The organism is Brassicibacter mesophilus (genome assembly GCF_050433385.1).
Lineage (GTDB): Bacteria > Bacillota > Clostridia > Tissierellales > Proteiniboraceae > Brassicibacter > Brassicibacter mesophilus.
Genome location: NZ_JBNPXI010000036.1, coordinates 1 through 16,064, shown reverse-complemented (window position 1 = coordinate 16,064; position 16,064 = coordinate 1). Strand labels below are relative to the sequence as shown.

The window sequence follows — 16,064 nt, the reverse complement described above, 5'->3', positions numbered from 1 at the left end:
GTAGTTATTTAAAATATTTAATGATTAAAATTATAAAATAAATATAGCAAGATAAAATTATAAAATGTTATATATAAATATTTATTAAATGACTCTGTTAAAGGAGTGCTATTTGTGTATGTAAAGAGCATTAAGCTAATCAACTTTAGAAACTATAAAAAAATAGATATTCAATTAAATAGCAAATTGAATGTCTTTTTAGGTGATAATGCTCAAGGAAAGACAAATCTATTAGAGTCAATTTATATCTGTTCTACTGGAAAGTCATATAGAACTAATCGAGAAAAAGAGTTGATTAATCTTGATAAAGATAAAGCATATGTAGGACTAGAGGTAAAAAAAGAGCATTATAACAAATATATAGAAATTAAGCTAGAAAAAGATAAGGCGAAAAGAATAAGGGTAAATAAGGTTGAGCTAGGTAAAGTATCTGAGCTTATTGGTCAGTTGAATGTAGTAATATTTTCTCCTGAGGACTTAAAGCTTGTAAAAGAAGGACCAAGCGAGAGACGAGGTTTTCTAGATAATGAAATATCTCAAATAAAGCCAAAATATAGATATAATCTAAGTAAATATAACAAAATCTTGATGCAAAGGAATAATCTTCTTAAAACAGCACAGTATGATAGAAAAAAGCTAAAAATAATGGATGTATGGGATACACAATTGTCTAGTGTAGGAGCAGAAATAATTTTGAATAGAGTAGATTTTCTAAATAAGCTTTCTTTAATATCACAAGATATTCATAAAAAGCTTACAGGAAATAATGAAGAGCTTATTCTTCAATACTTGTCATCATTTAACATAATAGACATGGGTAAACTAGAAATACAAAACCGTTTTAAGGAAATACTAGAGAAAAATATAGATAAAGATGTTGAAAAAGGAACAACAGAGTATGGTCCTCATAGAGATGATATAGAAATAATTATTGACGGACTGTCTTGTAGGATATTTGGTTCACAAGGGCAGCAGAGGACAGCTGCACTGTCTCTTAAGCTTGCAGAAGTAGAGCTTATAAACATGGAAACAGGAGAATATCCAGTTCTTTTACTAGATGATGTTTTATCAGAGCTTGATTATAACCGTAGAAGATATCTTGTGTCTACTTTTAAAGATATACAGACTATCATAACTTCTACTGATGACATAGATACTGATGAGTTAGTTGATGTAGATAAGAGTGTATATAGAATTACTGGAGGAGATGTTTTGTGAGAATAGGAGGGGTAAAATGTTTCTTCACCTCGGTAAAGATTTTGTTATTCCATTAAAAGACATAATAGCCATAATAGATGCTGAAACAGCATTTAAATCAAATGATACCAGAGAGTTTTTTAAGATAGCCGAAGAAGAAGGATTCATTCATGATATTGTTAAAGATGGTATCAAAACATATATCATAACTGAAAAGGCAGAAAAAGATAAAAATGATGGTACAGAAGTAAGAAAAAGCATAATATATAGTTCAAATATTTCGTCAACCACTCTTTATAAAAGAGCAGGGTTCATTGATAATATTTAAACTACTAATTTAAAAACGTTGAAAAACAAATAAAAATACAATAGATTGGGGGACGTTGAATGTCTGAAAATCAGAAGAATGGCAGCTATGGTGCTGAACAAATACAAGTATTAGAAGGCCTTGAGCCTGTTAGAAAAAGGCCAGGGATGTATATTGGTAGTACTGGTCCAAAAGGACTACATCATCTTGTGTATGAGGTAGTAGATAACAGTATAGATGAAGCATTAGCTGGAAGATGTGATACGATATCTGTATCAATAAATGAAGATGGTTCAGTTACTGTTATTGATAATGGTGGTGGTATTCCTGTTGACATACACCCTAAAACTGGGAAATCTACAGTAGAAACTGTTCTTACAGTTCTTCATGCTGGAGGAAAATTTGACAATAACGCATATAAGGTTTCTGGTGGACTACACGGCGTAGGTGTTTCTGTTGTTAATGCTCTTTCAGAGTGGTTAGAAGTAAGGGTAAGAATGAGAGGAAAAGAGCATTTTCAAAGATATGAAAGAGGCGCTTCACTTGCACCATTAAGTGTGATTGGAGATGCTGATGAAACAGGAACAACTATTACTTTTATGCCTGATGCCGTGATATTTGAAGATATAAACTTTAAATATGAGACATTAGAGCACAGATTAAGAGAAATGGCATTCTTAAATAAAGGTGTAAAAATAATATTTGAAGATAAAAGAGCTGACAAGAAAAAAGAATTTCATTATGAAGGCGGAATCATTGCCTTTGTACAGCATTTAAATAAAAATAGAGATCCTATACACAAAAATGTAATATACTTTGAAGGTGAAAAAGATAGCCATGTAGTCGAGTTAGCTATGCAGTATACTGATGAATATAGCGAAAATGTATTTAGTTTTGCAAATAACATAAATACACACGAGGGTGGAACACACCTTAGTGGGTTAAGATCCGCACTGACAAGAGTAATGAATGATTATGCTAGAAAAGCAGGGATTCTTAAAGAAAAAGATGAGAACTTAACTGGTGATGACATAAGAGAGGGTCTTACTGCTGTGTTGTCAGTAAAGCTTCCAGATCCACAGTTTGAAGGGCAGACTAAGACAAAGCTTGGAAATAGCGAAATGAGAGGAATTGTAGAGGGTGTTGTTGCAGAATCTCTTTCTATATTTTTAGAGGAAAATCCTAAAGAGTCTAAAAATATAATTGAGAAATCTTTAAAAGCACAAAGAGCAAGAGAAGCAGCAAGAAAAGCTAGAGAGCTGACTAGAAGAAAAAATGTATTAGAAAGCTCAGCTCTTCCTGGAAAATTAGCTGACTGTTCAGAACAAGAGGCCTCAAAATGTGAAGTTTTCCTTGTCGAGGGAGATTCAGCAGGTGGCTCAGCAAAGCAGGGGAGAGATAGAAAAACACAAGCAATCTTACCATTAAAGGGTAAGATAATGAATGTTGAAAAGGCAAGACTAGATAAAATATTAGGTTTTGAAGAAATAAAAGCCATGATAACAGCTTTTGGATGTGGCATAGGTGATGATTTTGATCTTGAAAAAATTAGATATGGTAAAATTGTAATAATGACCGATGCCGATGTTGATGGTGCACACATAAGAACTCTTTTATTAACCTTCTTCTACAGATATATGAGACCTTTAGTTGATAATGGTCATGTATATATAGCTCAACCACCACTATATAAGGTAAAGAAGGGTAAGGCAGAAAAGTATGCTTATAATGATAAGGAGCTAGAAAATATACTGAATGAAATAGGAAGAACTGGATATTCTATACAAAGATATAAAGGTCTTGGAGAAATGAACCCTGAACAGCTTTGGGATACAACTATGAATCCTGAAACTAGAACAATGCTTCAGGTGAACATAGAAGATGCAGTTGCTGCAGACGAGATATTTACAACTCTTATGGGAGATAAAGTTAAGCCAAGAAGAGAGTTTATAGAAGAAAATGCTAGGCATGTTAAGAACCTAGATATATAAAAAGTTAAAAAATGCTGTGCATTCGCACAGCATTTTAGTTTATTTATTTTTAATAGTTAATACTCTCATTGCATTTAGTATTGCTATAAGTGCAACACCTACATCAGCGAAAACTGCTTCCCACATAGTAGCTATACCAAATGAGCCTAGTAACAGAACAAACACTTTTACTCCAAAAGCAAATATAATATTTTGAACAACAATTCTTCTTGTTCTTTTAGCTATTTTTATAGCATCTACAAGCTTAGATGGTTCATCAGTCATAAGTACCACATCAGCAGCTTCTATAGCGGCATCTGAACCAAGACCTCCCATTGCAACACCTATATCAGCTCTAGCAAGTACAGGAGCATCGTTTATACCGTCTCCAACAAATATTAGTTTACCTTTAGATGATTTTTGTTTTTCTATATATTCCAGTTTTTCAACTTTCTGATCGGGTAATAGTTCTGCATATACTTCATCTAGGCCAAGTTCTTTAGCAACTTTTTTACCTACAGATTTGCTGTCTCCTGTAAGCATTACTGTCTTTTTAATACCTAGCTCTTTTAGTGCTTTTATTGCATTTTTAGAATCATCCTTTATCTCATCAGAGATTAAAAGATATCCAGAATATTGTTTATTAACTGCAACATGAACTACAGTACCAGCTACATCAATATCTTTAAACTTAATGTTATTTATATTCATTAACTTTACATTACCTACAAGTATCTCATCCCCATTAAGTAGTATCTTTGTACCATGTCCTGATATTTCATCATAGCTTTCAATACTATCTTTAACTATATCTTTACCATAAGCCTTTAAAATTGAAGTAGCAATTGGGTGATTTGAATAGCTTTCTGCATATGCTGCATATTCAAGTAATTCTTCATTAGATAAACCATTATATGGTTTTATTTCAGTTACTTTAAATGTACCTTTAGTTAAAGTACCAGTTTTATCAAATACTACAATATCAGTATGATTCAATCCTTCTAAATAGTTTCCACCTTTTACCAGAACACCATTTCTAGATGCACCTCCGATTCCTCCAAAAAAACCAAGAGGTATTGAAACAACTAAAGCACAGGGGCATGATATAACTAAAAAGATCAATGCTCTGTATAACCAATCTGAAAAAGTGGAACCTTCAACAAATACAGGAGGAATAATTGCCAAGGCTAGAGCTGAAAATACTACTACAGGAGTATAATATCTTGAAAACTTAGTTATAAATTGTTCAGTTGGTGCTTTTCTACTACTAGCATTTTCAACTAAATCAAGTATTTTTGAAACAGCAGATTCACTAAAAATCTTAGTTACTTCAATAGTCAATAACCCATTTTTATTTATGAATCCACTTAATACCTCTTCACCAGAAGTCACTTCCCTTGGAACTGACTCACCAGTTAAAGCAGAAGTATCAACCATTGAATTACCTTCTATGATTTTACCATCAAGAGGAACTCTTTCACCAGGTTTGACTATAATAACGTCACCTACACTTATTTCTTCTGGAGATACCTTCTCTATATTATTATTTATCTTTAAATTTGCATAATCAGGTCTTATATCCATAAGTGATTTTATTGATTTTCTTGAATGATTAACTGCTAAGCCTTGGAAAAACTCACCGATTTGGTAGAACAGCATAACTGCAACGCCTTCAGGAAACTCTTTAATGGCAAAGGCTCCAATTGTTGCTATACTCATTAAGAAGTTCTCATCAAATACTTGACCACGTAAGATATTTTTTACTGCTCTCAACAGAACCTCTCCACCTACTAGGATATAGCTAAAGAAAAATAATAAAAATTCAGTTGTACTAGAAAAATTAAATATTACAGCAACACCAAAGAGTACTGCTCCAACGAAAAATTTTATTAGTTCCTTTCTATCAAAGTTTTCATCATGGCTATGGTCATGATGAATATTATTTTTATCCTCGTCAATCACTTCAACATCAGGTTCAATTCTATTTATTATTTTTATTGCTTTCTTAGAAAGGATATCTAAGTCTTTTTTATTGTTGACTTCTAAAACTAGTTTTCCTGTTGTAAAATTAATATACGCGTTTTTGACTCCATCAAGGTTCTTTATCTGATCTTCAATTTTAGCTGCACAGCTTGTGCAAACTAAACCCATCAATACCAAAGTTTTTTGATTGGCTTTACTAATGTGCTTTTCTTTAACAACAACATCAGGCTCTAACTTCCTTACAATATCACGTACCTGTGATATTACGTCATCTATTTTTTCAGGATTTTCAATTTCAATTTCTAATGTTTTTGTTACAAAATTTAGCACAGCTTTATCTACAGTTTCAATCTTATTAATCCTGTTTTCAATTTTTGCAGCACATCCTGCACAATCCAAACCTTCTAAGATTAATTCTTTTTTACTCATATAGACTACCCCCTTTATTGCTTAGAAAAAACATTTATTTATAAGTAAATTTTAGTACATACAAACATATGAACAATCATTCATATGTTTAATATTATTATATTAACTAATATAATAATTGTCAATACATTAATGTTAATATAAAAGTTACATTCTTAAGGATAATAGCTAATTTTAAAACAAATAATATAATTAATTGTAGGCAATAATCAAAAGTATGAGGAGAATACATATGGAGCAAAAAGGATTACTTGAGCTCAGCGTTGTTCTGTATATTTTAACAGGGACATTAGTAGGATTTTTAGGAAGATTATGGATGCTAAGAAGTGATATAAGACAATACCCAACATATCCGAATGGTTACTTAATACATCTAACTACAGGTTTTATTGCTGCTGCTATGGGGGCTGTGGCATATCCAGCATTGCTTGCTAAGAACTATGTTGCAGTAACTTTTTTAGCTTTAGCTATTCAACAATTTAGAGATATTCGTAAGATGGAAAAGGAAAGTTTAAAATCTTTAGAAAGAGAGAATTACTTTTTTAGAGGTGATGCTTATATAGATGGTATAGCAAAGACTTTTGAAGCAAGGAATTATATTGTAATGGTTTCTTCATTAATTACAACAATTAGTGCTTTTATTATTAAACAATATTCTCACAATAAAGTAATTATTATGGGGATATCAGTAATAATTGGCATTGCAGTTATCTATTTTCTTAAAAACTATACTAAAGGACATAATATTAAAGATATTGCAGATATTGAACAGGTTCAAATTGAATTTAAGAACGGAGATAATCTTTATGTTGGTGATACATATGTTATGAATATAGGACTTTCTGCTACAAGAGAAAGAATATTAAAAAATGGCTTTGGTATCATATTAAAACCAAAAGGAGAGAACGAAAAGGTTTTATTAAACCATGAAGGGCAAAGAACAGCTATATTACATGAATGTACAAGAATATTAGGGTTAGAAAGGTATGCTGCTACTAGAAGGAATTTTGATAATGGAGAAGTAGCTTTATTTATTGTACCTATTATTAAAGATGTTAAGCTACTGAAAGAAATTATTAATAATGTTCCAATACTTGAAACTTTAAAGAAAAAAGATAATTAATAATTTAGTAAAGGAGAATTTAGGTGAAGGAGAGCAGTACAAGGAGTATTTTAGCAATGATTACTATCGATAAAGATTCGATAGTTGATGCAGGAGTTCCTACTATTTTAGCTAAGGATGAAATAGAACAAGAAAAAATAGCATCTGAGTTAGGTCGAGTATTAGGCGGTAATGTTTATGGACTTACAAATGGAATAATAGTTGTTACCCAAGAATAGCTAAAAGCATCTTATGTATTAAGGTGCTTTTAGCTTTTTTTAAAATAAAAATTATGGTTGCCTATAATTATTAGTTAAGAAAAATTAATAAAAGGATAGATTAAAACTATAACCAGCACATGCCTTATAGAAATAAACAATTTCTAAAACATCCTTATTTACTGTAACATAATGTGTGATGAAATATTTAAACTTCAAGGAGGATATATATGAACATAAAAAAAGTCTTAGCATTATTATTAAGCTTAGTATTAGTTTTAGGAGCTGTTGCATGTAGCAAGGATTCAAATGAAGCTAATGTACCTCAAGAAAATAATGATCAACAGCAGCAAACCCAAGAACCAAAAGTAAAAGATGGAGGGAGTATTACTTTTGCAGTAGGAAGTGATCCAAATGCACTGAATCCATTATATGCTTCTGATAGGGTTACAATGACTATCAATAACGCTCTTTATAATCCACTTTTTGTAATGAATGGAGAAAACAATAGATATTATTTAGCACAGGATATTACTGTATCTGAAGATAGCTTAACTTATACAGTAAAACTTAAAGATAACTTAAAATGGCATGATGGAGAAAAAATAACTGCAGATGACTTAGTGTTTACTATGGAGCAAATATTAGATGAAAAACAAAATTCTTTTTTAAGAGATTTATTTATAATTGATGGAGTACCTGTACAAGTAGCAAAGGTTGATGAACTTACAGTTGAGTTTAAGCTTCCTACAGTATTGTCTTCATTTATGGGTTCGCTAGTTCAGGTATTGCCTATACCAAAGCATGTTTTTGAAGGTGAAGCTGATATAGCTAAGAGTGAAAAAAATGAAAATCCTATAGGATCAGGTCCATTCAAATTTAAAGAATGGAACAAAGGTGAAAGTATTGTATTAGAGAGATTCGAAGATTATTATGCTGGAAGACCACATTTGGATAACATAGTCTATAGAGTTATACCTGATTCGAACTCTGCAAAGGTAGCTTTTGAAGGTGGAGAAGTTTCAGCGTCATACATTGAACCTAAGGAATTTGAAAAATATAAAACCGATAGTAACTTTAATGTATTTAGCTATGGAGAAGGAATGCTTGATTACATGATATTTAACCAAAATATCGATGTATTAAAAAATAGAGACGTAAGAGAAGCAATAGCTCTTGCAATAGATAAAGAAGAATTAGTGAACGGATCTTATGAGTCAATAGAATATGCAGATATGGCTAATTCAATATTAACTCCTGATGCATTATACTATACAGATGATGTTAGACATTTTGAATATGATGCAGCAAAATCAAAAGAATTACTTAGTAAAGCAGGGTATGAAAATGGATTAAAGTTAAAAATGGCTTATATGAACTCAAGACCAAAGCAGCAAAATCAAGCACTAATTATTCAGCAAAAGCTTAAAGAAATTGGAATAGAACTTGAGCTTATAGCTATGGAAAGAGGAGCATACTATCAAAAGCTTCTTAACCCAGAAAATAAAGACTTTGACTTAGCATTTAACGGTTATGTAATGGGACCAGAGCCAGATTCGTACAAGTCTATATATATGACTGGTCAAATATATAACATTTCACAATACAGCAATAAAGAAGTAGATGGGTTATGGAATAAAGGTGCTGTAGAAACTGATAAAGAGAAGAGAAAAGAAATATATACAGAAGTTCAGAAAAAGGTTATTGATGATATACCTGTATATCCAATAGCTTATCCAAAATCGCTTATAGGCGTAAGCAAAAATATTGGAGGGGTAGAGGAAGCTAGAACTGTGCCAATATTTATGTTTGAAGATTTATCAAAGCTTTATGTTATAGAATAGTCTGTACGTAATGAAAAGTATATATTTAAAAGCAAAAGTAAACTAGAGTACTCTAGTTTACTTTTGTGTATTATTAAAATAAATTTGAGGTGTTTTGATGAGTAAGATTATAATAAAAAGAATAATACAAGCCATACCAATCCTTATCTTTATTTCTATTATCTCATTTTTTCTAGTCAATCTTGCTCCTGGTGATCCTGTACAAGCTTTTGTTACTCCAAAAATGAGTGAGAATGATGTATTAAGAATAAGAAAAAATCTTGGTTTAGACAAACCAATCTTAGTTCAATATTTTTATTGGTTGAAAAACATCTTAAAAGGGAACTTTGGGTATTCATATATTAATTACAGACCTGTACTAAAGCAGATAATGGAAAGAATCCCTGCCACGCTAGGGCTCATGGGTATATCTATGCTTATATCTGTTATATTATCTATACCACTAGGTGTAATATCAGCGGTCTATAAGAATAGATTCATAGACAGACTTATAAGTAATACATCCTATGTCGGAATATCAATACCAAGTTTTTGGTTTGCGATGATACTAATATATATTTTTACTGCTAAGCTAGGATTGTTGCCAAGCATAGGTATGCGTACTGTTGGTGTTAAATCAGTGCTAGATGTTATAAAGCATGGTATAATGCCTAGTATAGTTTTAAGCTTTTCAAATATAGCTATTTTGACTAGGTATATTAGATCAAGTGTAATAAACCAGCTAAAAGAAAGCTATGTAGCTACTGCATATTCAAAAGGGATGAGCAAGAATGTAGTACTATATGGACATGTTCTTAAGAATTCTATTCTTCCTGTTATCACAATATTAGGTATGTCACTACCTAATCTAGTATCTGGTGCTTTTATAACAGAAACTATTTTTGGATGGCCGGGGATGGGCAGATTAGGTATATCAGCTATATATAGTTTTGATTATCCAGTAATAATGGCTATTACTATGATATCTTCCATTATGCTTGTAATTGGAAATCTATTAGCAGATATAGCATACTATTTTGTCGATCCACGAATAAAGTATTGAGGTGATACAGATGAATGGAAGAATTATAGAGAGCATAAAAATCCAATTAAAGAAAAACAAACTAGCAAAAATATATATCGGTATTATAATAGTGTTTATAATAGCAGCCTTACTAGCGCCTCTGTCCCCATATGATCCAACTAAGATTGATATAGTAAACAAACTGTCAAAGCCTAATCTTAAGAATGTATTTGGTACAGATAGTCTAGGAAGAGATTATTTTACTAGAGCACTTTATGGTGGAAGAATATCACTAGCAGTTGGATTCATGTCCATGATAGTATCAATAGTTATTGGGACTTTAGTAGGTACTATTAGCGGATATTTTGGTGGAGTAGTTGATAGTATTATAATGAGATTTATAGATATTTTAATGTCAATACCAAGTTTTTTCTTGATATTGATAGTAAATGCATATTTAAAACCTGGAATAATGAGTATAGTTCTTATAATTGGATTATTCGGATGGATGGGAATAGCGAGAATAGTAAGGTCTGAGACATTGACATTAAAAGAAAGAGAATTTGTTCTTTGCTCAAAAACATTAGGTTCTGGACCATTTTGGATATTGTTTAAACATATTATACCAAATGTCATGTCTACTGTTATAGTGGCATCAACCATAAACATTGCCACAGCTATATTAACAGAATCCTCTTTAAGTTTTTTAGGACTGGGAATACAGCAACCATTTTCATCATGGGGTAGTATGCTCAAGGATGCACAATCATTTATGTCTGATGCACCATATTTAGCTATTTTTCCAGGGCTATTTATATTACTGACTGTTTTAAGCTTTAATGTTCTTGGAGATATATTAAGAGCAGCGTCTAATCCTATGGAAGATATTTGATAGCTACAAATTAATATAATCTATGGAGGTAAATTAGATGAAAAAAAGTAATGAGGAATTGATTAAAGAAGCCAAGCAGATGGCAGAAAATTATTATAAAAATGGAGAATATCTTTGTTCTGAAGCAGTACTTGCATCGGTAAACAAAGTATTAGAGTGTGGTATGCCTGAGGAATACGTTAGGCTTACTTCAGGATTTCCAGTTGGTATGGGTGGTGCTGGCTGCAGTTGTGGTGCCTTAACAGGAGCACAAACTGCTTTAGGACTAGTGTATGGAAGAAAAAATCCTGGTGCAAATAATAAAAAGGTAATGAAGCTTTCACAAGAGCTTCATAATAGATTTAAAGAAAAATATAAAAGTACATGTTGCAGAGTACTCATAAAGGAATATAAATTTGGATCAAAAGAACATTTTGAAAGATGTACAAGAGTTACAGGAGATGTATGTGAGATTGTAATGAATATAATACTTTCAAATCAAGGGATTATGTCAAAAATTTTTTAAGTAGGTTATAATAAAAATATAATGTTTTGGAAATTCTTTAGGAAGGTGTACAAAAGCCTTCTTTTTTTCTACTGAATTTCAATAATTTGATTTTTATATGTAAAAAGTTTATAATCAAATGGTAAGATATAGCTTTTGGGAGATTATTTAAGCTTAAGGAGGATTTTGATGAGCAACGAAGATAAAAGGATTATGCCTATAGATATTGAAGACGAAATGAAAAAATCATATTTAGATTATGCTATGAGTGTAATAGTGAGTAGAGCTTTACCAGATGTTAGAGATGGACTAAAGCCTGTTCATAGAAGAATACTATATGCTATGAATGAGCTTAGCCTAATGCCAGATAAACCTCATAGAAAATCTGCACGTATCGTCGGGGACGTACTTGGTAAGTATCATCCTCATGGTGACTCAGCAGTTTATGATGCTATGGTAAGACTTGCACAGGATTTTTCAACTAGATACCTACTAGTTGATGGACATGGTAACTTTGGTTCTGTCGATGGTGATGGCGCTGCTGCTATGCGTTATACAGAAGCCAGAATGTCAAAGATAACTCTTGAAATGCTTAGAGATATTGGTAAAGATACTATAGATTATAGACTAAACTTTGATGAAACACTTAATGAACCTAAGGTGTTACCTAGTAGATTTCCGAACCTTTTAGTAAATGGATCATCGGGTATAGCGGTTGGTATGGCTACATCAATACCTCCACATAACTTAGGAGAAGTAATAGATGGTACTATAATGATGATAGATAATCCAGATGTACAGGTAGACGATCTTTTAACATGCATAAAAGGTCCTGATTTTCCTACAGGTGCTATTATTATGGGCAGAGAGGGTCTAAAAACAGCATATAGAACAGGTAGAGGGAGAGCGGTTGTTAGAGCAAAGGCATTTATTGAACACAACAGCAAAGGAAGAGCATTTATAATAGTAAAAGAGCTACCTTACCAAGTTAACAAAGCTAGATTGATAGAGAAAATAGCGGATCTTGTAAGAGATAAGAAACTAGAAGGTATATCTGATTTAAGAGATGAATCAGATAGAACTGGTATGAGAATTGTAATAGAGATAAAGAGAGATGCTAACCCTAATGTGGTATTGAACAATTTATATAAGCATACTCAGCTTCAAGATACGTTTAGTATAATTATGATTGCGCTAGTAAATGATGAGCCTAAGGTCCTAAACTTAAGACAGGTAGTTAGATATTATTTAGATCATCAAAAAGAGGTTATTGTAAGAAGGACACAATATGATTTAAATAAAGCAGAAGAAAGAGCTCATATTTTAGAAGGTTTAAAAATAGCACTAGATAATATAGATGCTGTAATTAGTCTTATTAGAGGATCAAAAACAACAGCTGATGCAAAAGAAGGTTTAATGAACGAGTTTGCTTTAACAGAGAAGCAAGCACAAGCTATTCTTGATATGAGACTGCAAAGATTAACTGGATTAGAAAGAGAAAAAATAGATGAAGAATACGAAGAGCTTATAAAACAAATCAATAAGTTCAGAGAGATATTAGCTAATGAAAGACTTATATATCAAATTGTAAAAGAAGAGTTACTAGAGATAAAAGAAAAATACAGTGATGAAAGAAGAACTGAAATAAAAGCTTCAGAAGATGAAATAGACATTGAAGATATGATTCAGGAAGAAAATGTAGCTATAACTCTTACTCACTTTGGATATGTAAAAAGGATGCCTGAAGACACATATAAGATACAGAAAAGAGGAGGTAGAGGTGTATCTGGTCTTACAACAAGAGAAGAAGACTTTGTTGAGCATCTTTTTATTACCTCCACTCATGATAACCTTCTATTCTTAACAAGCCAGGGTAGGGTATATAGCTTAAAAGCTTATGAAATACCAGAAGCAAAAAGACAAGCAAAGGGTACGGCCATAATTAATCTGCTTCAGATCAATCCAGATGAGAAAATTACTGCTGTAATACCTATAAAAGATTTTAGTCCAGAAGACTATCTTGTTTTAGTAACTCAGAATGGAATTATTAAAAAGACTAAACTAGATCAGTTTAAAAATATAAGGAAGAATGGACTTATAGCTATAAGTCTTAAGGAAGATGACGAGCTTATAAGTGTTAAGAGAACTAGTGGAGATAATGATTTAATATTAGTAACCTCACGTGGTATGTCAATTAGATTTAATGAAAAAGATGTAAGAGATATGGGAAGAACAGCTATGGGAGTTAAAGCTATAAGCTTAAAAGGTGATGATAAGCTTGTAGGCATGGATTTAGTAGAAGATGGGAAAGATCTCCTTGTTATTAGTGAATATGGATATGGAAAAAGAACATCACTAGAAGAATATAGAGTACAAACAAGGGGAGGAAAAGGAATTAAAACCTATAGTATTAAAGATAGAACCGGAAAGTTAATAAATGCAAAAGTAGTAGATAAAGAAGACGAAATTATGATGATCAGCTTTTTAGGAGTAATTATTAGACTTAAGGTTTCTGATATTTCACAAATGGGAAGAAGTACTCAAGGAGTTACCTTGATGAAAACTGGTAAAGATGATCATGTAGTATCAGTAGCTAAGGTAATAGCAGAAGTAGAAGAGGAATAATAATGAAAATAGCGTACTTAATTGTACGCTGTTTTTTTATTTATATAATAGGAAACAAAAGTTTACATTAATATGAAGATATTATACTATATAAATAGGTATTAAATACGTTCATGCAACACTATTGAAGTAAAAGGAGGAAAAGAATATGTCATTAGAAGTATTTAAAAAGTTTGATGATAATACAAATTCATGGATTGTAGAACCTATTGGTGAAGTTGATATATATACTTCTCCAGCATTTAAGGAAGCACTGCTTCAAATAATGGAAGAGAGAGCAGTAGATATAATAATAAACGGTGAAAATTTAGTGTACATTGATAGTACTGGTTTAGGTGTTTTGATAAGTGTGTTGAAGAAAGCAAGGGAAAATAATAATGAAATTACTATCACTAACATAAAGCCAAACATAAAGAAATTATTCGATTTAACAAGTCTTGATAAAGTATTTACGATTAAGGAGTGATAGATAATATGGCGAATAATAAGGAACTTAGTATACAAAATACTGAAAGAAAAGATTTTATTAACCTTAGCATACCCAATAGACCAGAATATGTAGGGGTAGTTAGACTTACTACTTCTGCCATAGCTAGTAGATTAGGCTTTGATATAGAAGAAATAGAGGATATAAAAGTAGCTGTAGCTGAGGCTTGCACAAATAGTTTAGAGCACGGATTAAAAGAGAAAGATGAAAATTTTGATATTGAATTTAGTATTTATGAAGATAAGTTATCTATAGTAGTTAGAGATAATGGTGAAGGATTTGATACAGAACAAGTACAGCAAACAGAGGAAGATGAGTTTAAAGAAAAAGGACTTGGGATATTTATTATAAAGTCACTTATGGATGACGTTGAAATAATAAGCAATCAAGGAAAAGGTACAGAAATTAGGATGATTAAGAAAATAAAGGATGGTGCTAAATGACATTACAGGTAGCTAATGAAGAAAAAAGCACTATTGAAACTAATAAATCAGATGTGAAGGAATTGTTTAAGAAATATAGAGAAACAAAGAATGCAACATATAGAGATGAATTAATAAAAAGACATATTTATATTGCTGAGATATTATCTAAAAAATATGCTAATAGAGGAATAGAATATGATGATATATATCAAGTGGCATGTATAGGATTGATATATGCAGTTGATAGATTTGATATAACAAAAGGCTACGAATTTTCGAGTTTTGCTACACCTACCATAATAGGAGAGATAAAGAAATACTTCCGAGATAAAGGGTGGGCTATAAGAGTACCTAGAAGAATTCAAGAACTTTCAAAAAAGATAAATAATGCTAAAATTATATTAAGTCAGAAGCTTCAGAAGAATCCGACGGTAGATGAGCTTGCAGAATATTTAAAATGTACTTCAGAAGAAGTTTTAGAAGCAATGGAAGCAAGTAAGGTATATACCCCTCAGTCACTAGATGTTGCATTTGATTCCAATGGTGATGATAAGGAAATAAATTTATCTGATCTTATAGGTGAAGATGATAAGTACTTTACTAAAATAGAAAACAATGATTTCTTAATGAAAACAATAGAAAAACTTAATGATGTAGAAAAGAAAATATTGAATGATAGATACTTTAATAAGAAAACACAATTTGATATAGCACAAGAGATGGGAATATCTCAAATGACTGTATCTAGAATGGAAAAGAAAATCATTGAGAAATTTAAAAAGGAGCTTCAAAGAACATATATTTAGGTGGGTGAGGTGATAAAACTCACCTAATTTTGTGGAATAAAATAACTGTTGAAATTGTGTTGCTAAAGTGGTATATTAAATATTGTCGTTAACACAAGACGGTTAAAAATACCAGTAAAAAAGGTATTGACAACTGATGACTAATTTGCTATAGTATTAAGAGTCAGCAATATGATGAAGACAAAAAATGTTTTGGTCTTTGAAAACTGAACAGTGAAAAGACAAGTTTAATAACAGCAAAGCTGTTAAAACAACTTATGAATTAACGTCAACGTTAATACATTTGAGTTAA

Annotated in this window: 14 protein-coding genes; 13 read left to right on the top strand and 1 reads right to left on the bottom strand. The window is 31.4% G+C overall.

Annotated features, from left to right (window positions below; genetic code table 11):
- Positions 1 to 114 precede the first annotated feature (114 nt).
- From recF to gyrB, 3 genes are read left to right on the top strand one after another with little or no spacing between them, the layout of a single operon-like run.
- Positions 115 to 1,218: a DNA replication/repair protein RecF gene (gene recF, locus HNR33_RS21560; RefSeq protein ID WP_429087765.1), complete on the top strand. Its 1,104-nt coding sequence runs from the start codon at positions 115 to 117 to the stop codon at positions 1,216 to 1,218.
- 16 nt (positions 1,219 to 1,234) lie between these two features.
- A complete protein-coding gene (gene remB / locus HNR33_RS21555; protein ID WP_429087763.1) occupies positions 1,235 to 1,525 on the top strand; it encodes an extracellular matrix regulator RemB in 291 nt (96 codons plus the stop codon).
- 59 nt (positions 1,526 to 1,584) lie between these two features.
- On the top strand, positions 1,585 to 3,495 hold the full coding sequence (gene gyrB, locus HNR33_RS21550) for a DNA topoisomerase (ATP-hydrolyzing) subunit B (RefSeq protein ID WP_429087760.1): 1,911 nt from the start codon (positions 1,585 to 1,587) through the stop codon (positions 3,493 to 3,495).
- A 39-nt stretch (positions 3,496 to 3,534) separates the two neighbouring features.
- Here gyrB and HNR33_RS21545 read toward each other — a convergent pair whose 3' ends face one another.
- A complete protein-coding gene (locus tag HNR33_RS21545; protein ID WP_429087757.1) occupies positions 3,535 to 5,886 on the bottom strand; it encodes a heavy metal translocating P-type ATPase in 2,352 nt (783 codons plus the stop codon).
- A 232-nt stretch (positions 5,887 to 6,118) separates the two neighbouring features.
- Here HNR33_RS21545 and HNR33_RS21540 point away from each other — a divergent pair, with 232 nt between their 5' ends.
- From HNR33_RS21540 to HNR33_RS21495, 10 genes are all read left to right on the top strand, one after another.
- On the top strand, positions 6,119 to 7,009 hold the full coding sequence (locus HNR33_RS21540; RefSeq protein ID WP_429087755.1) for a YIEGIA family protein: 891 nt from the start codon (positions 6,119 to 6,121) through the stop codon (positions 7,007 to 7,009).
- A gap of 23 nt (positions 7,010 to 7,032) precedes the next feature.
- On the top strand, positions 7,033 to 7,227 hold the full coding sequence (locus HNR33_RS21535; RefSeq protein WP_429087753.1) for a capping complex subunit for YIEGIA: 195 nt from the start codon (positions 7,033 to 7,035) through the stop codon (positions 7,225 to 7,227).
- A gap of 209 nt (positions 7,228 to 7,436) precedes the next feature.
- Positions 7,437 to 9,050 carry an ABC transporter substrate-binding protein gene (locus tag HNR33_RS21530; RefSeq protein WP_429087751.1) on the top strand — a complete coding sequence of 538 codons (1,614 nt, stop codon included), beginning with the start codon at positions 7,437 to 7,439 and terminating at the stop codon, positions 9,048 to 9,050.
- Positions 9,051 to 9,147: 97 nt separating this feature from the next.
- The gene (locus HNR33_RS21525; RefSeq protein ID WP_429087749.1) at positions 9,148 to 10,092 is read left to right on the top strand and encodes an ABC transporter permease; all 945 of its coding nucleotides are present in this window, start codon (positions 9,148 to 9,150) and stop codon (positions 10,090 to 10,092) included.
- Positions 10,093 to 10,102: 10 nt separating this feature from the next.
- A complete protein-coding gene (locus tag HNR33_RS21520) occupies positions 10,103 to 10,945 on the top strand; it encodes an ABC transporter permease (RefSeq protein ID WP_429087746.1) in 843 nt (280 codons plus the stop codon).
- 37 nt (positions 10,946 to 10,982) lie between these two features.
- Positions 10,983 to 11,450, top strand: coding sequence for a C-GCAxxG-C-C family protein (locus HNR33_RS21515; protein ID WP_429087744.1), 468 nt, complete (start codon positions 10,983 to 10,985; stop codon positions 11,448 to 11,450).
- A gap of 168 nt (positions 11,451 to 11,618) precedes the next feature.
- Positions 11,619 to 14,054, top strand: coding sequence for a DNA gyrase subunit A (gene gyrA / locus HNR33_RS21510; RefSeq protein WP_429087742.1), 2,436 nt, complete (start codon positions 11,619 to 11,621; stop codon positions 14,052 to 14,054).
- Between the two features lie 148 nt (positions 14,055 to 14,202).
- Entirely contained in the window at positions 14,203 to 14,520 is a 318-nt protein-coding gene (locus HNR33_RS21505; protein ID WP_429087740.1) for an STAS domain-containing protein, read from the top strand.
- A gap of 8 nt (positions 14,521 to 14,528) precedes the next feature.
- A complete protein-coding gene (gene rsbW, locus HNR33_RS21500; protein ID WP_429087737.1) occupies positions 14,529 to 14,984 on the top strand; it encodes an anti-sigma B factor RsbW in 456 nt (151 codons plus the stop codon).
- Positions 14,981 to 15,772: a SigB/SigF/SigG family RNA polymerase sigma factor gene (locus tag HNR33_RS21495; RefSeq protein ID WP_429087734.1), complete on the top strand. Its 792-nt coding sequence runs from the start codon at positions 14,981 to 14,983 to the stop codon at positions 15,770 to 15,772. The genes rsbW and HNR33_RS21495 overlap by 4 nt, the downstream gene beginning before the upstream one ends.
- The last annotated feature ends 292 nt before the right edge of the window (positions 15,773 to 16,064 follow it).